Here is a 17,862-nt window from a genome sequence, read left to right as displayed (position 1 = left end):
TTCACGTGAAACATTTTGTTTTTTATATAAATATATATTTGGGGATATATTGATTCATTCATAAAACTTAAAATATACTAAGTTATAAAGTATAAAGTATAATTTATGCCTTTAATAACTTATCTTTGTCATTTTTACTAACAGGTATATTTATATTTTCACACTGTTCTCTACTTCCTACAGTTTTGATAATAGAATGGTATATTCCATTGGCAATTACTGTGGCTAAATTCATTACAACATAAAGTCTAGTATTTTGTAATACCATAAACTCTAATGAACCAGATATGTTAACTACTCCAGTAATACTTAAGTTACCAACACTAGGTAAATCTTTATTAAGGGCTGCTCCAGGAGTGATTGGCTTAGAATCTATTATTACGTTACCAACGCTAGGTAAACTTCCTAGGCATGCGTCTATTGCAATTATATATGGATTTTTATATGTAGTATTTATCATATCTAATGTTTCTACGAGGTTTTTAGCGTGTATAGGTTTTTCTAAATTACCTAAAATATAAATACCTTTCCTTTTGAGAAATTTTAATTTATCTCCTACAAGAGGTCCTAAACTATCTCCTGTAGATCTATCTGTACCAATACATAATATTATTATATCTCTATTATCTTTTAAAATTGGTAAAATTTCTTTAGAAACAGCTTCTCTAATATTATAAGAACAGTCTGAAGCTAAAGAGTCAAATTCTAATTTTCTCAAATATATCACTCCTTTTATTGTAATTATTAACCAATAAATAGAATGATATACATTTTAAAACATAAAATTTTATTAATTATAAATATGACTATAAAAAATGAGCCTTTAATTAGGCTCATTTTTATATTAAAGTGATTTTAATATTTTATTTATAGAATTAAGTGTATAATCGATATCTCTTTCATCATTAAAATATCCTAGACTAAATCTTATAGAGCCATTAGGGTAAGAACCTAGTGCTTTATGAGCAAGTGGAGCACAGTGAAGACCAGTTCTTGTTATAATTCCATATTGATTATCTAACATAAAACCTAGTTCACTATTATCTATTTTAGTTGAATTTATAGATATGGCTGGTGCTCTATCTATAGTCTCTTTACTTCCATGAAGAATTATACTATCTATATTTAAAAGTCCTTCTATAAGTTTTTTGGCAAGGTAATCTTCATGTTCTTTTATTGTAGTTAAACCTTCATTATTAATAAAGTTTATTCCAGCAAGTAATCCTGCAATTCCAGGAGCATTCATTGTTCCACTTTCAAATTTATCTGGCATAAAAGTAGGTTGAAGTACATCAGAAGAAGAGCTTCCAGTTCCACCTTCAATTATTGGATTGCATATATTATTAAAATTATCATCAATTAGAAATCCACCAGTACCCTGTGGACCTAGCAAACTTTTATGTCCAGTAAAAGCAAGAGCATTACAATTAAGATCTTTAAAATTAACATCAATACATCCTGCACTTTGGGCAGTATCAATTATAAAATAGATTCCTTTTTCTTTACAAATTTGTCCAATTTCTTTTAGAGGTTGTATACTTCCACATACATTAGATGCTTGAGAAAGTACTACTAATTTAGTATTTTCTTTAATCATAGACTTAAATGATTCTATAGATATAAATCCATCTTTATTTGCACCTATTATATCTAAATCAATTACGCCATCATTTTTTAAACTATGTAAAGTTCTTAAAGTACTATTATGATCCATAACTGATGTAAGTACATGCCAACCCTTTTTTACAGAGCCCTTTATAAGCATATTAAGAGAATAAGTTATATTGGGAGTGAAAATTACATTTTCTACTTTGTCAAAATGGAAAAAATTACAAACTAATTCTCTACATTGAAATGTAATATGGTTTCCTTCAAGAGAAGAACTAGATGCACCACGACCTATATTAGAACCAACTTGGGTCATATAATCCATTATTGAATTATAAACGGTTTGTGGTTTTGGATAAGAAGTAGCACCATTATCTAAATAAACTTTCATGTTAATAAGCCTCCTAAAATCATTTAAAATGTAATGCATTATTATATACAAACAGAAGTTTTCAATTATAAAATAATGTTTATATACAAATTTTAATTCAAAAGAAAGATATATATAATATACTATTATAATAACAAATAGATTAAGAAAAGCTATTTACTATTGTAATAGTATTTTTAGCTCTTTCTTTGTTATAATATAAGTGTAAGCATTAAGTAAAATTATATTTATAAAATTATATGAAAAATAAACTTTATTATAGTATAAATACATATTAATATAAATACAAATGGAAACTTATAATTAAAAGTTTAGGGGGAATTTAAAGTGAGTAAAGTAATTGATTGTAAGGGGTTAAACTGTCCATTACCAGTTATAAATACAAAGAAATACTTTGATGGAATAGAAAGTGGCGTGGCAACTACAGTTGTTGATAATGAAGTAGCTAAAAATAATGTAATGAAATTTGCAGAAAACGCAGGTTTTAAGGTTAATTTTGAAGAAAAAGATAGTTTATACTACATAAATATAAATAAGGGAAATGTAGAGGGAAAATTTGATATAGAAATAGAAAATAAAAAGACTTTTTCAATTGTAGTTGGAAGTGATAAATTAGGTTCAGGTGATGATGAATTAGGAACTGCATTAATGAAAAGCTATATGTTTGCTCTTTCAGAAGCAGATATAATACCAGATAAACTATTATTTTTAAATAGTGGTGTTAAATTAGTAGTTAAAGATTCAGAAGTACTTGAAAGTTTAGAAAAACTAAAAGAAAGAGGAGTTCAAATATTAAGTTGTGGACTGTGTTTAGATTTTTATAAAATGAAAGATTTAGTTCAAATTGGAGAAATAACAAATATGTATGCTATAATAGAGTGCATGAATAGTAGTGATAAAACTATAAAACTATAAACATAGGAGATAAAAATGGATAAATACTATATTTTAGTTTTTAACAATACTCACGAAGCTATGAAGGCTGAAAGTGTATGTAAAATTGAAAAAATAAAACCAACAATGATGCCCACACCATCGTATATAACTAAAAGCTGTGGAATAAGCCTAAAAGTTGATGAAATACAGTTTAAGAATGTAAAAGAATTAATAAATAATGAGAAATTTACAATAAAAAGTGTATATTTAAAAGATAAAACTTCTTATTGTGAAGTATCAATTTAAGATTTACAAGGCTCTAATTAAATTTATTATACAATTTGATTAGAGTTTTTTTGTTATAAAATATCCTAAAATTTAGTTTAAAATATAAAAAAGTTGTCAAATAATATAGTATAATGGAAGACGCTATAATATATAAAATAACTTTAAGATAGGTGGGGTTAACAATGAAAGAGTTTGATATCGGTGATATTGTTGAAACTAAAAAAGCCCATGCTTGTGGCAGTAAAAATTGGCAAGTTATAAGGGTAGGAGCAGATGTTAAAATAAAATGTTTAGAGTGTGGCAGGATAATTATGTTGCCTAGAACAAAGTTTGTAAACTCTATTAAAAAAGTTGTTGGGAAAATAGATGAATAAAAAACAAATATTAAATTATTTACCTAAAATTAATAAATTATAAAAAATCAATTATATGTTGATTTTTAAAATTTAAAGTGATAAAATGTATAAATGGAATCCCTGCTGTACAAAGTACAGCCGTTAGTCCGAGGGGAGGAGGTGAAACTAATGAGATTATATGAAACTATATTCATATTACACCCATCATTAGACGAGGAGGCTGTTCAAGCTAACATCGAAAAATTCAAAGGTGTAATAGAAAATAATGGTGGACAAATCGAAAACGTTGATGTTTGGGGCAGAAGAAAACTTGCTTACGAAATCGCTAAAGTTAACGAAGGCCACTATACTCTAGTAAACTTCAGAGCTGATTCTGAATTACCAAAAGAGTTAGACAGAGTATTTAGAATATCTGACGCAGTTATCAGACATATCATAATTAATGCAGAAAACTAATAGGTGGTGTTTTAAATGAATAAGGTTGTCTTGATTGGAAGATTAACAAAAGACCCAGAGTTAAAGTTTACTCCAGGTGCAGGAACAGCTGTAACCACTTTTACAATAGCCGTTAATAGAAAATTCAAAAGAGAAGGTCAACCAGATGCAGATTTCATACCAGTTGTTGTATGGGGAAAGCAAGCTGAAAGTACTGCAAATTACATGAGTAAGGGAAAACTTATAAGTGTAGCAGGAAGAATAGAGACTCGTTCTTATGAAGCTAAAGACGGTACAAGAAGATATGTTACTGAAGTTGTAGCAGATGAAGTTCATTTCCTTGAATGGGGAGATAAATCTTCAAACGGAAATACAACATCTAACAGTAGTTATGGAAACGGAGGCTTCCAAAGGGATGATTATGCATCTTCGGACATAACTCCAATGGATAGCAACGAGGACATACCATTTTAATAGGTAAGGAGGAGAGCGTAATGTCAATGGATCGTAGAAGAGGCGGAAACAGAAAAAGAGCAAAAAGAAAAGTTTGTGCTTTTTGTGTTGATAAAGCTACAAGCATAGATTACAAAGATATAAACAAGTTAAGAAAGTACGTTACAGAAAGAGGTAAAATATTACCAAGAAGAATTTCTGGAAACTGTGCTAAACATCAAAGAATGTTAACAGTATCTATAAAAAGAGCTAGAAACATAGCTTTATTACCATTCACAACAGAATAGTAATTAAAGATGATATAAAAGCAACAACTTTAGTTGTTGCTTTTATTATTTTATCTATTTATGGTTCACACTATTAAAAGTATGAACCTATTTTTATATAAGTAAATTTTAAAATAAAAAATTATATGTATTTTTATAGTAAAACAGTAGAGAATGCATAATAAAAATACAGAAACTTCTTTAATTTTAAAAAATAATGTATCTTTTATATTTTTATAATAATTTTTATAGTATAATATAAACCATAATATGTAAATTTATAAATTGATTTAAAATGTGCTATACTTGGAGTATAAAAGCTTTGTTGCATCATAGTAAAAAAGAATCTAAAATAGATTTATAGCTTAAGAAAGGGTTGTGAAATATGAGAAAAGGCGATTTTAATATTATGGGAAATGTTAAAATTATAGAAAACTTAAAGGCTGATTTATTATGCATCATTGGGGATTTTTTTAAGCTTTTAACTAGAGGTGGAAATGTTGCTCAAGAAGCTATTTTAGACTGTATTTCTGGGGCTATTATAGTTTTATACGTGTTAGGTGAAAGGCTTGGATATACTCACTTAGCGATAGATGAGACTATGAAGAAAAAACTAAAAATAGGAATAATTGAAGAAGATCCTATGGAAAAGGATGGTAAAGATTTAAGCAAATTATACAATCATCTTAAAGAGAGAAACTAATGGAGGAAAAAATGAATAAAGAGAGATACACTACGAAGGCTATAGTTGAAGTAGGACTTATATCTGTAGTTATGTTTATGATAGTGCTTATGTCTACGTATTTACCCATATTGCAGGTTTTAGGAGTATGTTTACTTCCTATACCAATTGCTATTTTATATTTAAGATACAATTTAAATGTAGCAGGGTCAGGCGCAGTTATAAGTTTTATTTTAACAGCATTTTTAGTAAATCCTATAACCGCAATTTTCTTTGGAATAAACTATGCAATTGTAGGGATTACATTAGGCTATTGTATAAAGCAAAATAAAAAACCATATAATCTTTTTGTAACGATATTTTCTGTAACAATTTTGGTTATAACTTTAACAATAGTATTTTATATATTATTAGTTGAAAAGATAACTATCCCACAATTTTTAAATGATACTATTTCATCTATAAATAGTTATGCTTTAAGTATTATAGATGAAACTAAAAATACTTATATAAAAATGGGAGCGTCAGAGCAGATAATAAACACTATAGAATTATCAAAAAAAATGGTTAGTAGGGAATATATAATAGCATTTATACCACCAACACTGCTTATTCAAAGTTTTGTTTTAACATATATAACAATTGTTTTAAATAATAGTATATTAAAAAAATTAAAAATTAAATATGTTAAAGCAATGTCTTTTGCAGACTTTTATGTAAGTAATTTAGTTGGAGCTGCATTAATTGGTATTATGTCAATATCTATTATTTTAAAATCAAGAGGAATAGAGAGTGCTATTTATCCAATGACTATATCAATGGTACTAGTGGAATTTGTATTAACTATTAACGGTATAGCTGCAATAAGTTATTTTTTGATGAGAAAGAAAAAGCTATCACCTATAGCAGTTACCATTATAATTGTCGTAACATATCCTATGGGGTTAGGTAAATTTTATGCTTTAATTGGTATTATAGAAATGCTGTTTGACTTTAGAAAATTGGATCCACATAGGATATTTAAAGGTAAAGGAGCTTGATATGAATAATAAAGGAGATAAGTACAACTATTTTATAGGAAATGATAAATTTTACATGGTAATAATAGGATTACTTATACTAGCTGTTTTTCTATTAAAACACTACCTTTTAGGTGTATTTTTAATTGTCCTATATGGAGGGTTAATTGTTTATAATATAAAGCATATTAGAGACAATAACAATCAATGGTCTAAACTTATAGATAATGTATCAGCTAAAATGGATACTGCTACATCCAGTACATTATCAAATTTTCCGTTTCCTTTTATTATGGTAGGAACAAAAGGAAATATATTATGGTACAATCAAAATTTGGCTTCTAAATTAGATGACAAAAAAGTCCTTGGAGAGAGTATTAGGGAGCTTATAAAAGAGTTTAATGTAAAGCAAGTATTAGATGGTAAGAAAAATATATATAAATCAATTAAAATAGGAGAAGATTACTACGATATACATATTAATATAGTTGAAGATGATGGATTACAACAAGATGGGAAAATAATCTTACTATATTTTTATGATGTCACAGAAAAGCAACAGCTATTAGATAGTATAAATGATAATAAAGAAAGTGTAATTTTAATAGAAGTTGATAATTTAGATGAAGTAATAAAGAATACAGAGGAAGACTTAGCACCTCAGTTAATAGCTGATATAGAAAAAACTATAAATAGCTATGCACAAAGTATGAAAGCTATGATAAGAAAATATCAAGCAAATAAATATGTTATAAGTGTTCAGGATAAATATATAGAAAAAGAACTTGAGAAAAAATTCGATATACTAGATACAGTAAGAGAGATAAATGTAGGAAATAAATTAGCTGTAACATTAAGTATTGGAGTAGGTAGAGGCGGAAGTACTCCAGGTCAAAATGAAGAGTTTGCAGAAACAGCTAAAGATTTAGCATTAGGTAGAGGCGGAGATCAAGCTGTTGTTAAAAATTTAGAAAAATTATCTTTTTATGGCGGTAAGACTAAAGAGATTGAAAAAAGAACTAAAGTAAGAGCTAGAGTTATAGCTCATGCATTATTAGAACTTATAAATGATAGTAGTAATGTATTTATTTTAGGACATAAAAATTCAGATATTGATTGTGTTGGAGCTGCAGTTGGCTTGTATAGTACAGTTAAATCTATTGGAAAAGATGCATATATAATTGTAGATATAAAAAATAATTCCGTGGATCAATTTATAAAAAATTTAAAATCTGATGGAGATTATGAGGATGTTTTTATAACTCCAGAAAGAGCTTTGTCTATGAAGGATGAAAAGAGTATACTAATAATAGTAGATGTTCATAATGAAAGTCATGTTTTATCTATGGATGTAGTTAATGCTTTTGAAAAAATTGTTATAATCGATCATCATAGAAAAGCAAAAGACTATATAAGTAATACGCTTTTAAGTTATACAGAAACTTATGCATCATCAACATCAGAACTTGTAACAGAATTAATTCAATATATGGTAGATAAGCCAAATTTAAAATCTATGGAGGCTATTGGTCTTTTAGCAGGAATTTGCTTAGATACTAAAAATTTTAATTTTAAAACAGGGGTGAGAACCTTTGAAGCAGCAGCATTCTTAAGAAAGCTAGGTGCTGATACAACTGAGGTTAAGAAGATATTTAGAGAGGACTTACAAACTTATATTTCAAAAACAGAGGTTATGAGAAAAGCTAATGTAAAAAATGGAATAGCAGTTGCAGTATGTCCACCAAATATAGAATATAATGTATTAAGTGCACAAGTAGCGGATGAGTTGCTAAATATTACAGGTATTCAAGCATCCTTTGTTATTGTTAAAATGGGAGTAGACGCATATGTAAGTGGAAGATCTCTTGGAGATATTAATGTTCAAGTTATACTTGAATCCCTTGGTGGCGGCGGACATTTAACAATGGCAGGTGCTAGAATAAAATCCGTTACATTAGATGAAGCAGAAAAATTGTTAAATCAAGCTATAGATAAATACTTAAGGGAAGGTGACAAATAATGAAAGTTATATTATTAAAAGATGTAAAAAGTGTAGGTAAAAAAGGAGATGTCATAAACGCAGCTGACGGATATGCTAGAAATTACTTGTTTCCAAAAAAATTAGCTCAAGAAGCTAATGATGCAAATATGCATATTTTAAACAAGAAAAACGAAGCAGAAAGAAAGAAAAAATTAGAAGAGATGGAAGCAGCTCAAGAAGTAGCAGCGTCACTTAAAGATAAAGAAGTAAAAATATCTGCAAAAAGCGGAGATAATGGCAGATTATTTGGAGCTATAACAAGCAAAGATATAGCAGCAGCCTTAGAAAAACAATACAATGTAAAAGTAGATAAGAAAAAAATTGTTACAGATACAATAAAAACTATGGGAACTTTTGAGATAGAAGTAAAAGTATACCCAGAAGTATCAACTAAAATTAAGGTTGTTGTTAGTGAACAATAATAATTTTGAAAACTGAAGGGAGGTCGCTTTAGTGAGTATAGTGCTTGGTATGCTCACTAAAGCGGATTAATTTTGAAAAAGTTATCAATGAATGACATAGAAAATAAAGGATTAGAACAAGAAATACCTTTTGATATTGAAGTAGATGTTTTATATGAATTAATGTATAAAGTTTTGGATGATGGAACAATAAGATCTAGAATAGTAAAATTTAAGCTTCAAAAACTTATAGAGAGCAAAAATCCATATAAAAGATTATTTGCTATAAATAAAATAATAAGTAATGGAAAAGGTATTGATGTTATACCTAGTAGCATTAATGAGCTAGAGGTTTTAGAGGAAACAAGCAAAATATTAGCAAATGTAGTTGCTAAAAGATATGTCCAAAATAAGATTGAAAAAGATGTAGAGCATCATTTAAATGAAAAACAGGACAAGTACATAGACGAAATCAGACTTGGCATAATAAAAAAACAAAAGGGTTGTGAAAATGCAAAAACCCTTAAAAAATATGCAGAGCTTGAAGTGTTAGATTCTAAGAAACTAACTAAAAGTGTTATGGCTATGTTAAGACCTGAAAGCTTCTCAGAAATAGTTGGACAAGAAAGAGCTATAAAATCATTAATATCTAAAATGGCATGTCCATACCCACAACATATATTATTGTATGGACCTCCAGGAGTAGGTAAGACAAGTGCAGCACGTTTAGCTTTAGAAGAAGCTAAAAAATTATCTTATACTCCATATGACAATGAAGCAAAATTTGTTGAAGTTGATGGTACAACTCTTAGATGGGATCCAAGAGAAATCGCAAATCCTCTTTTAGGTTCAGTACATGATCCTATATATCAAGGAAGTAAAAGGGACTTAGCAGAAACTGGAATACCTGAGCCTAAACCAGGTTTAGTTACAGAGGCTCATGGTGGAGTGTTATTTATTGATGAAATAGGGGAATTAGACACTATACTTCAAAATAAAATATTAAAAGTATTAGAAGATAAAAGAGTTGAGTTTTCATCTTCATATTATGATCCAGATGATGACCAAACGCCTAAATATATAAAATATCTTTTTGAAAATGGAGCACCAGCAGATTTTGTTCTTATAGGTGCAACAACAAAAGACCCAAGTGAGATAAATCCAGCATTAAGATCTAGATGTACAGAAGTGTATTTTGAACCATTATCACAAAAAGATATAGAAAAAATAGTTATAAACGCTGCAGAAAAATTAGAAGTTAAACTAGAAGATGGTGTAGCAAGAGAAATAAGTAGATATACTATTGAAGGTAGAAAAGCTGTGAATATATTAGCAGATGTTTATGGATATTCTCTATATAGTGATAAAGAAAGAAAAGAAATTGTTCTTACTCTTAAAGATTTACAAGAGGTTGTATCTATAAGTAGATTAAAACCTTATGAACAATTAAATAGTAATAAGGACAAAGAAGTTGGACAAGTATACGGACTAGGGGTAGCTGGTTATTTAGGGTCAACATTAGAAATAGAAGCAGCAGTATTTGAAGCTAAGGAAAAAGGTACAGGAGCTGTAAGATTTAATGAAACAGCAGGTTCTATGGCTAAAGATTCAGTATTTAATGCAGCTTCAGTTATAAGAAAAATAACCAATAAAGATATAAAAGATTATGATATCCATGTAAATGTTGTTGGTGGAGGAAACATAGATGGTCCTTCAGCAGGAGCAGCAATAACTGTATGTATAATAAGTGCTCTTTTAGATAAACCGTTAAGACAGGATGTTGCAATAACTGGTGAGATTTCTTTAAGAGGAAAAGTTAAACCAGTTGGAGGAATATTTGAAAAAGTTTATGGTGCTAGAAGAAAAGGTATTAAAACTATAGTTGTTCCAAAGGATAATGAAAATGAAGTACCTATTGGATTAGAAGATATAGAAGTTAAAATTGTAGATACTATAGATGAGTTAATGAAAATAGTTTTTTAAAATTAAAATATAACCCTGCTTAAATTTTTAATAGCAGGGTTATAATTATTTATATAAGAACTTTAAAGCATGTAGGTAATATTGAAGTATATGTCTAGACTTTATCTATATGCTGTTTTAAGATTATAATATATAAAATAATGATAAGTAACAAAACTATGCATATGTAGTAGATGAATATAATAAGCAAACTTTTTAAATTAACTCTTATATATTGTAAGATATAGATGAAGTATAACTTTTAAAAATAAGATTGCAATAAACGTTTAATATAAATGAGAAACACAGAATCTTACTTATGTAAGGTTTCGCTACAATAGGTGTAATTAGTGTTGAAAGGAGAGATATTTATGGATGCAACTCTTAGAAGTATGCCACATAATATAGAAGCAGAACAGTCTGTTATAGGTTCTATGCTTATAGATAAAAGTGCCATAGCACAGGCTGCAGAGACACTGCAAGGTGAGGATTTTTATAGAGATAGCCATAAGGTAATTTTTAAATCTATAAGAGAGTTATATCAAAAAGATATACCTGTTGATATGATAACCTTAATAGAACATTTAAGATCTAATGATAAGTTAGATGCTGCTGGTGGAATATCATACATAACAGAAATAAGTTCATCTGTGCCGACAACAGCGAACTTAAATTCATATATAAAAATTGTAGAAGAAAAGTCTACACTAAGAAAGTTAATAAAAAGTTCTACAGAAATAATTGAAAATTGCTATACCAAACAGGATAATGTAGAAGGTGTTATAGATTTAGCAGAAAAGGCTGTTTTTAATATTTCAGAAGAAAAAAACACAAGTGATTTTGAACATATGAGTGTTGTTTTAGAAAGAGGATTTGAAGAAATTGAAAGAATTTATAATAATAAAGGTGAAACAACAGGGGTACCATCAGGCTTTAAAGATTTAGATGATAAAACATCTGGATTTCAAAGTGGTGATATGGTTCTTATTGCAGCAAGACCATCTATGGGAAAAACTACTTTTGCACTAAACTTAGCACAATATGCAGCTTTAAGAGCTGGAAAAAGTGTAGCTATATTTTCACTTGAAATGAGTAAAGAGCAACTTGCATATAAACTTTTATGTGCAGAGGCAAATGTAGATATGCTTAAATTAAGAACTGGTAACTTAGATGAAAAAGATTGGGAAAACATAGCAAGAGCATCAGGACCACTAGCAGATGCTAAAATATTTATAGATGATACAGCAGGTATTTCGATAATGGAAATGCGTTCTAAATGTAGAAGATTAAAGATGGAGCATGGAATAGATATGATATTAATCGACTATCTTCAATTGATGAGTGGTAGTGGAGGAGAGAGTAGACAACAAGAAGTTTCAGAGATATCAAGAAGTATAAAGGCTATAGCTAAAGAACTTAAATGTCCAGTAGTAGCATTATCACAGTTATCTCGTGCCCCAGAACAACGTGCAGATCATAGACCAATGCTTTCAGATTTAAGAGAATCTGGATCTATTGAGCAAGATGCTGACCTTGTTATGTTCTTATATAGAGATGAGTATTATGACAAGGAAACAGAAGATAAGAATATAGCTGAATGTATTATAGCTAAACAAAGAAACGGTCCTGTTGGTACAGTTAAACTAGCATGGCTTGGACAATATAGTAAATTTGGTTCTTTAGATGTAATTCATAGAGAATAATATTTGAAATTTTAGAGCTCTTGCTTTTAGATTTAAAGGGCAAGAGTTCTTATAATTTTATAACGATATAAAAATTACCATAATAAAATAATTTCTATATAAAAAATTAATAATTTCTATAAAAGAGAAGTTTTTTATATAGAAATTACAGATAAAGTAATATGTAAATATAAAGATTAATATAAGATAATATACTAATAAAAATGTTTAACATATTAAATACATATCTTCACAGATAAATAATATTTAGTTTCAAGGAGAAATACAATGGAATCAAAGAAAAATGAAAACTTTTTAATAAAGAAAATACATGAGTTTACAAAGGGAGAAAGAATTGAAAATTATTTTTTAATTAAAACCATGGAGTGTAAATTTACAAATAATAGTACTACAAATAAATATTTAGATTTAACGTTAACAGATAATAGTGGAAATATAAATGCTAAGCTTTGGGAAGTGCCAAAAGAGCTTGAAACAATGTTCAAAGAAAATATGATGGTGAGAGTTAGAGGAACTGTAAATGAATATAGAGGAAAGCTTCAACTTAAAATAGATAGAATAAGAAAGCTAAATGATGAGGATAATGTAATTGTTGAAGATTTTGTTCCAACAGCTCCTTATAAATCAGAAGAAATGTATGAATTATTATTAGATTATATATGCAAAATAGATAATGAGCATATTAGAAATATAACTGAAAAAATTATTTTAAGTTTTGAAGAAAAGCTTATGTATTACCCAGCAGCAAAATCAAATCATCATGCTGTAAAAGGAGGGTTATTATATCATGTAACAACTATGCTAAAAGCAGGAGAAGCACTTTTAAATATATATACGGACCTAGACAAGGATTTATTATTTGCAGGTGTAATACTTCATGATATAGCTAAAATTTATGAGATGGATTCTAGTGATCTTGGAATAGTATCACAGTATACAGTGCAAGGTCAATTACTTGGCCATATAGTTTTAGGAATAAACTTAATAGATACTGTTGGAAGAGAAGTAAATGCAGATAAAGAAATAATTACTTTATTGCAACATATGATACTTACTCACCACTATGAACCTGAATACGGAAGTCCTAAAAAACCAATGATACCAGAGGCAGAATTATTACATCATTTAGACGTTATGGATGCAAGATTATATGATATGAGAAAAGTTTTAAAAGACGTTGAATGCGGGGAATTTTCAGAAAGAGTATGGAGTTTAGATAATTTAAGTATATATAAAAGCTATTTAAGTAAAAATAAGAGCAAATAAGCGAAAAATTTATATAATTAACCGAATAACGTTCGTGGAGTTTGTTGACGATAAATGTCGATTTTGATAACATATATTGCGGAGTAAATTTTTAAGTACTACAGATAATAATTATATAGTGAAACAAGCTGGAAATTTAAGTTATATATACAATTAAAATATTTATTATAATTCTAAAATTATAATAATCATAAGCTTGATATCACTTTTTAGGAATTAAAATTTTAATATGTAAATTTAAAATTCCTATGAAATTAACATAGTAAAAATCTTTATCTATATTTTAAATATAAGATATAGAAATTGAAAGATGAAGGAGAGTAATTAACATGTCATCATTTGTAATTTTAGGAGCCCAATGGGGAGACGAAGGTAAAGGGAAAATGACAGATTATCTAGCAGAAAAAGCAGATGTAGTTGTTAGATTTCAAGGTGGAAACAATGCAGGTCATACTGTTGAAGTAGGAGATAAACAATATAAACTACACTTAATTCCTTCAGGAATACTATATAAAGAAAAATTGAACGTAATAGCAAATGGTGTGGTTGTAGATCCAGAAGCACTATTTAAGGAAATTGAATACTTAGAAGGCTTAGGTGAAAGCATAACTCCAGATAGATTAATAATAAGTGATAGATCACAGGTTATAATGCCATATCACAAAGTACTTGATGCTTTAAAAGAAGAAGCAAGAGGAAAAAATGATATAGGAACAACTCGTAAGGGTATAGGACCTTGTTATACAGACAAATTTGAAAGATGTGGAATCAGAATTTGTGATTTAATAAAACCAGAAATTTTAAGAAAAAAATTAGAGCAATACCTACCAGAGAAAAATGATATGATAACAAAAATTTATGGTGGAGAAGCTTTAGATATAGAGACAGTATATGAATTATACGTTGAATATGGTAAAAGAATAAAACCTTTTGTATCTGATACATCAGTAAGAATATTTGATTCAATAAAGGCAGATAAAAAAGTTTTATTTGAAGGTGCTCAAGGAACACTTTTAGATATAGACTTTGGTTCTTATCCATATGTAACATCTTCAAATACAATTGCAGGTGGCTTATGTACTGGAACAGGAATTGGACCAACAATGCTTGATAGTGCAGTAGGTGTTGTTAAAGCTTATACTACAAGGGTTGGTAAAGGACCATTCCCAACAGAATTAAATGATACAACTGGGGATTGGATAAGAGAAAAGGGCCATGAGTACGGAGTAACAACTGGAAGAAGTAGAAGATGTGGATGGTTAGATCTTGTAATATTAAAAACAGCAGCAAGAGTTTCAGGATTAACAAGCTTTAGTGTAACTAAAATAGATACATTAGCAGGACTTGAAAAATTAAAAATGTGTGTTGGATATAAATTTGAAGATAAAGTTATAGATTATTTTCCAGCAAGTTTAGAAGATTTAGCTAAATGTGAACCTATATATGAAGAGTTTGATGGTTGGGATGATAGCGTAGCAGATGCTAGATCATATGAAGAATTACCTGAAAATGCTAAAATATACTTAAAAAGAATAGAAGAGTTTACAGGAGTTAAGATAGCAATAGTTTCTGTAGGTCCAAGAAGAGACCAAACTATGATGATTAACGAACTTTAATTTATAAAAAATACCTTATAGATAGATTTTAAATCTATTTTTATAAGGTGTTTTTTTTATATTAATATAGAATAAAAAAATTTTAACATATTATCAAATAAATAAAAATATTCTATTTAAATTTCAAATAGGTAACATATATTACGTGCTTTACTTACAAAATAATATATAATATAAGCATAAATAATAATTAACAGAGAACAATAAAAATGATTAAATTTAATAAATGAGGTGTTACATATGAAAATAACTAAAGATATGAAAATTGGAGAAATCGTTAGAAACTATCCAGAAAGTATAGAAATATTAATGAACTTTGGAATGGGATGTGTAGGATGTCCTTCAGCACAAGCTGAAACAATAGAAGAAGCTGCAGCTGTTCATGGACTAGATTTAAACGCATTACTAGAAGCTTTAAATAAATAGTAAATGCAAGAAAAAGCTATCTTAAGATAAATATATTTTAAGATAGCTTTATGTTTATTTATTTTTTAAGCTATTTGCAACAACTGCACCTGAACTCCATGCCCATTGAAGGTTAAATCCACCACAATCGCCATCTACATCTAGAATTTCACCAGCAAAGAAAAGATTATCTATTAATTTGGATTCTAATGTAGAATTATTAACTTCAGTAGTATCTATGCCACCGGCTGTTACTTGGGCATTATCAAAGGATTTTGTTCCTGTAACTTTAAATTTCCAACTTTTTAAAATTTTAATTAGAGCGTCTTTTTCTTGCCATTCTAATGACCAGCACGGTTTGTGGATATCTTCAATATTACATTCTTTTAATATGATAGGAATAAGTTTCTTATTTATAATTCCTATTAATGCATCACATATAGATCTATAAGAATTTATTCCAAAATGATTTTCTAAGAAATCTATTAGGGCATCTTCACTAAATTTAGGCATTAAATCTACAGAAATAAAAACATCTTTATTTTTAGAAATACTATAAGATGCGATTCTACTAAGTTGGAGTATTGGTGGGCCAGATATTCCATAGTCAGTAAATAAAATTTCTCCAAATTCACTACGAACAAGTTTTTTACCTACATATATATCAGTGTTTCCATCAAACTTAACACCGGATATAGCTTTAAGTTTTTTATAATCTAGTTTAAGCTGTACAATAGCTGGAACAGGATTAATTATTGAGTGACCTAAAGTTTTGGATAATTTAAAACCTGAACCATCAGAACCAGTTTTAGGGTAGCTCTTTCCACCGGTAGCAATGACTAGTTTATTGCAAGTGAAAAATTCATCATCAGTGCATTGAATTTTAAAACTTTTATTTTTATAAATATTACATACTTTTTTATTTGTATAAATAGGTATGCTACGTTCTTCAAGTGCTAATAATAATAAATCAACAACTGAAGATGCTTGCAGTGACATAGGATACATTTTTCCATCTTCTAAAGTAGTTAAATATATTCCAATTGAATTAAAAAAATTTATAGTATCTTGCAAAGTAAATTTCTCTAAGGCAGATATAAAAAAATCTTTATTAGAGCTATGATATCTTAATGATGATAAATTTTTATTTGTTATATTGCAACGACCATTACCAGTTGTTAATATTTTTTTCCCAATTCTATCAGTACCTTCAATTATAGCAACATCTAAACCCATGTCTTTGCACAAAATAGAAGTAATAATACCAGAGGCACCGCCTCCAATTATAATAATATCGTGATTCAAATAAATTTCTCCTTCCTAAATGAAAGTTATAGAGTTAAATTACTCTACATATAATATAAATATGTAAAATTCTTGTAAACAAGTTTAAAAAAAATAAATATGTAAAAGATATAGGTATGTACATTGTAATTTTTAAGTATATACAAAAGTACGTAAATACCTAAATCATAATTAATTTCAATAAAATATTTTAGAATAAAATTTTTGTACAATTAATTAATAAATCAAAAATCTAGATAGATTCATTATATATTATAACCGTTACAATTAAATAACATCAAATGAACTTTTAAAATATATAGTGATTAAAATAGAAAATAATAAATAATTATACAAAAAGGTAATTTTACCAGTGAAAAAGAAAGATATAAGTCTAAATATAGCTTAAAAAATCACTTTTTTACATGAATTTTTCAACAAAAGCAGTAATAAAATAATAAATTAGTTTAGTTTTAACCTATCTTAGCTAGTTTAAATTGTTGAAAATGCTAAATTTTAAAATAAAATAAAAAAATACGAAAAAAAATATAAAAAAATGTTGACATTAATAAAGAGTTTAGGTATTATATTACTTGTCGGGTGCGAAGGAAACTATGCACAAGACCTAACAAAAGCAAAAGGACATATGGCTCCTTGGTCAAGCGGTTAAGACACCACCCTTTCACGGTGGTAACAGGGGTTCGATTCCCCTAGGAGTCACCATTTAGTGGTCGCATAGCTCAGCTGGGAGAGCATCTGCCTTACAAGCAGAGGGTCACAGGTTCGAGCCCTGTTGTGACCACCACATAC

18 protein-coding genes and 2 tRNA genes are annotated in these 17,862 nt (G+C 28.2%); 17 read left to right on the top strand and 3 right to left on the bottom strand.

All coding sequences use genetic code 11. The features are described 5' to 3' along the window. Positions 1-103: 103 nt before the first annotated feature. Positions 104-718: a spore protease YyaC gene (gene yyaC / locus CSGHG_RS17320; protein ID WP_010298295.1), complete on the bottom strand. Its 615-nt coding sequence runs from the start codon at positions 716-718 to the stop codon at positions 104-106. A gap of 126 nt (positions 719-844) precedes the next feature. Then, entirely contained in the window at positions 845-1,999 is a 1,155-nt protein-coding gene (locus CSGHG_RS17315; RefSeq protein ID WP_010298292.1) for an aminotransferase class V-fold PLP-dependent enzyme, read from the bottom strand. Between the two features lie 327 nt (positions 2,000-2,326). Here CSGHG_RS17315 and yedF point away from each other — a divergent pair, with 327 nt between their 5' ends. The 15 genes from yedF to CSGHG_RS17240 all read left to right on the top strand — a co-directional run bounded on the left by yedF (position 2,327) and on the right by CSGHG_RS17240 (position 15,789). After that, a complete protein-coding gene (gene yedF, locus CSGHG_RS17310) occupies positions 2,327-2,914 on the top strand; it encodes a sulfurtransferase-like selenium metabolism protein YedF (RefSeq protein WP_010298287.1) in 588 nt (195 codons plus the stop codon). Positions 2,915-2,929: 15 nt separating this feature from the next. Next, on the top strand, positions 2,930-3,181 hold the full coding sequence (locus CSGHG_RS17305; protein WP_010298284.1) for a DUF3343 domain-containing protein: 252 nt from the start codon (positions 2,930-2,932) through the stop codon (positions 3,179-3,181). A gap of 164 nt (positions 3,182-3,345) precedes the next feature. Then, positions 3,346-3,537, top strand: coding sequence for a DUF951 domain-containing protein (locus CSGHG_RS17300; protein WP_010298281.1), 192 nt, complete (start codon positions 3,346-3,348; stop codon positions 3,535-3,537). 150 nt (positions 3,538-3,687) lie between these two features. After that, positions 3,688-3,975 (top strand): 30S ribosomal protein S6, encoded by a 288-nt coding sequence (rpsF, locus tag CSGHG_RS17295; RefSeq protein WP_010298276.1) that lies wholly within the window; start codon positions 3,688-3,690, stop codon positions 3,973-3,975. A gap of 15 nt (positions 3,976-3,990) precedes the next feature. Then, a complete protein-coding gene (locus CSGHG_RS17290) occupies positions 3,991-4,428 on the top strand; it encodes a single-stranded DNA-binding protein (RefSeq protein WP_010298273.1) in 438 nt (145 codons plus the stop codon). 20 nt (positions 4,429-4,448) lie between these two features. Further along, a complete protein-coding gene (gene rpsR / locus CSGHG_RS17285) occupies positions 4,449-4,694 on the top strand; it encodes a 30S ribosomal protein S18 (protein WP_026022428.1) in 246 nt (81 codons plus the stop codon). A gap of 364 nt (positions 4,695-5,058) precedes the next feature. Continuing rightward, the gene (locus CSGHG_RS17280; protein ID WP_010298267.1) at positions 5,059-5,376 is read left to right on the top strand and encodes a MazG-like family protein; all 318 of its coding nucleotides are present in this window, start codon (positions 5,059-5,061) and stop codon (positions 5,374-5,376) included. An 11-nt stretch (positions 5,377-5,387) separates the two neighbouring features. Then, positions 5,388-6,395, top strand: a complete 1,008-nt coding sequence (locus CSGHG_RS17275) for a DUF2232 domain-containing protein (RefSeq protein WP_162130925.1) — start codon at positions 5,388-5,390, stop codon at positions 6,393-6,395. A 1-nt stretch (position 6,396) separates the two neighbouring features. Beyond that, entirely contained in the window at positions 6,397-8,394 is a 1,998-nt protein-coding gene (locus tag CSGHG_RS17270) for a DHH family phosphoesterase (RefSeq protein ID WP_010298262.1), read from the top strand. Beyond that, on the top strand, positions 8,394-8,837 hold the full coding sequence (rplI, locus tag CSGHG_RS17265; RefSeq protein WP_010298258.1) for a 50S ribosomal protein L9: 444 nt from the start codon (positions 8,394-8,396) through the stop codon (positions 8,835-8,837). The genes CSGHG_RS17270 and rplI overlap by 1 nt, the downstream gene beginning before the upstream one ends. Positions 8,838-8,924: 87 nt before the next feature. Then, positions 8,925-10,799, top strand: a complete 1,875-nt coding sequence (gene lonC, locus CSGHG_RS17260; RefSeq protein WP_042317002.1) for a Lon family ATP-dependent protease — start codon at positions 8,925-8,927, stop codon at positions 10,797-10,799. Between the two features lie 350 nt (positions 10,800-11,149). Beyond that, the gene (locus CSGHG_RS17255; RefSeq protein WP_010298252.1) at positions 11,150-12,481 is read left to right on the top strand and encodes a replicative DNA helicase; all 1,332 of its coding nucleotides are present in this window, start codon (positions 11,150-11,152) and stop codon (positions 12,479-12,481) included. 267 nt (positions 12,482-12,748) lie between these two features. Beyond that, positions 12,749-13,747: a 3'-5' exoribonuclease YhaM family protein gene (locus CSGHG_RS17250; RefSeq protein WP_010298250.1), complete on the top strand. Its 999-nt coding sequence runs from the start codon at positions 12,749-12,751 to the stop codon at positions 13,745-13,747. Between the two features lie 329 nt (positions 13,748-14,076). Then, positions 14,077-15,363 (top strand): adenylosuccinate synthase, encoded by a 1,287-nt coding sequence (locus tag CSGHG_RS17245; protein ID WP_010298248.1) that lies wholly within the window; start codon positions 14,077-14,079, stop codon positions 15,361-15,363. A gap of 240 nt (positions 15,364-15,603) precedes the next feature. Then, entirely contained in the window at positions 15,604-15,789 is a 186-nt protein-coding gene (locus CSGHG_RS17240) for a DUF1858 domain-containing protein (RefSeq protein WP_010298245.1), read from the top strand. A 54-nt stretch (positions 15,790-15,843) separates the two neighbouring features. On the opposite strand, the gene CSGHG_RS17235 is transcribed toward CSGHG_RS17240, so the two are convergent. Next, positions 15,844-17,073, bottom strand: a complete 1,230-nt coding sequence (locus CSGHG_RS17235) for a BaiN/RdsA family NAD(P)/FAD-dependent oxidoreductase (protein ID WP_010298243.1) — start codon at positions 17,071-17,073, stop codon at positions 15,844-15,846. A gap of 627 nt (positions 17,074-17,700) precedes the next feature. Here CSGHG_RS17235 and CSGHG_RS17230 point away from each other — a divergent pair. Beyond that, positions 17,701-17,775: transfer RNA gene (locus tag CSGHG_RS17230), tRNA-Glu, on the top strand. 6 nt (positions 17,776-17,781) lie between these two features. Further along, positions 17,782-17,857 (top strand) — tRNA-Val (locus CSGHG_RS17225). Positions 17,858-17,862: the final 5 nt, after the last annotated feature.

Source organism: Clostridium senegalense JC122 (assembly GCF_000285575.1).
GTDB classification, from domain to species: domain Bacteria; phylum Bacillota; class Clostridia; order Clostridiales; family Clostridiaceae; genus Clostridium_J; species Clostridium_J senegalense.
The sequence above is the reverse complement of the archived record's forward strand: the minus strand, read 5'-3'. Positions and strand labels throughout refer to the sequence as shown.

What these genes read in the sequence shown, in the direction of transcription:
- CSGHG_RS17315 (WP_010298292.1), bottom strand. Translation starts at nt 1,999, where the DNA reads ATGAAAGTTTATTTAGATAATGGTGCTACTTCTTATCCAAAACCACAA.
- CSGHG_RS17305 (WP_010298284.1), top strand. Translation starts at nt 2,930, where the DNA reads ATGGATAAATACTATATTTTAGTTTTTAACAATACTCACGAAGCTATG.
- CSGHG_RS17300 (WP_010298281.1), top strand. Translation starts at nt 3,346, where the DNA reads ATGAAAGAGTTTGATATCGGTGATATTGTTGAAACTAAAAAAGCCCAT.
- rpsF (WP_010298276.1), top strand. Translation starts at nt 3,688, where the DNA reads ATGAGATTATATGAAACTATATTCATATTACACCCATCATTAGACGAG.
- CSGHG_RS17290 (WP_010298273.1), top strand. Translation starts at nt 3,991, where the DNA reads ATGAATAAGGTTGTCTTGATTGGAAGATTAACAAAAGACCCAGAGTTA.
- rpsR (WP_026022428.1), top strand. Translation starts at nt 4,449, where the DNA reads ATGTCAATGGATCGTAGAAGAGGCGGAAACAGAAAAAGAGCAAAAAGA.
- CSGHG_RS17280 (WP_010298267.1), top strand. Translation starts at nt 5,059, where the DNA reads ATGAGAAAAGGCGATTTTAATATTATGGGAAATGTTAAAATTATAGAA.
- CSGHG_RS17275 (WP_162130925.1), top strand. Translation starts at nt 5,388, where the DNA reads ATGAATAAAGAGAGATACACTACGAAGGCTATAGTTGAAGTAGGACTT.
- CSGHG_RS17270 (WP_010298262.1), top strand. Translation starts at nt 6,397, where the DNA reads ATGAATAATAAAGGAGATAAGTACAACTATTTTATAGGAAATGATAAA.
- rplI (WP_010298258.1), top strand. Translation starts at nt 8,394, where the DNA reads ATGAAAGTTATATTATTAAAAGATGTAAAAAGTGTAGGTAAAAAAGGA.
- lonC (WP_042317002.1), top strand. Translation starts at nt 8,925, where the DNA reads ATGAATGACATAGAAAATAAAGGATTAGAACAAGAAATACCTTTTGAT.
- CSGHG_RS17255 (WP_010298252.1), top strand. Translation starts at nt 11,150, where the DNA reads ATGGATGCAACTCTTAGAAGTATGCCACATAATATAGAAGCAGAACAG.
- CSGHG_RS17250 (WP_010298250.1), top strand. Translation starts at nt 12,749, where the DNA reads ATGGAATCAAAGAAAAATGAAAACTTTTTAATAAAGAAAATACATGAG.
- CSGHG_RS17245 (WP_010298248.1), top strand. Translation starts at nt 14,077, where the DNA reads ATGTCATCATTTGTAATTTTAGGAGCCCAATGGGGAGACGAAGGTAAA.
- CSGHG_RS17240 (WP_010298245.1), top strand. Translation starts at nt 15,604, where the DNA reads ATGAAAATAACTAAAGATATGAAAATTGGAGAAATCGTTAGAAACTAT.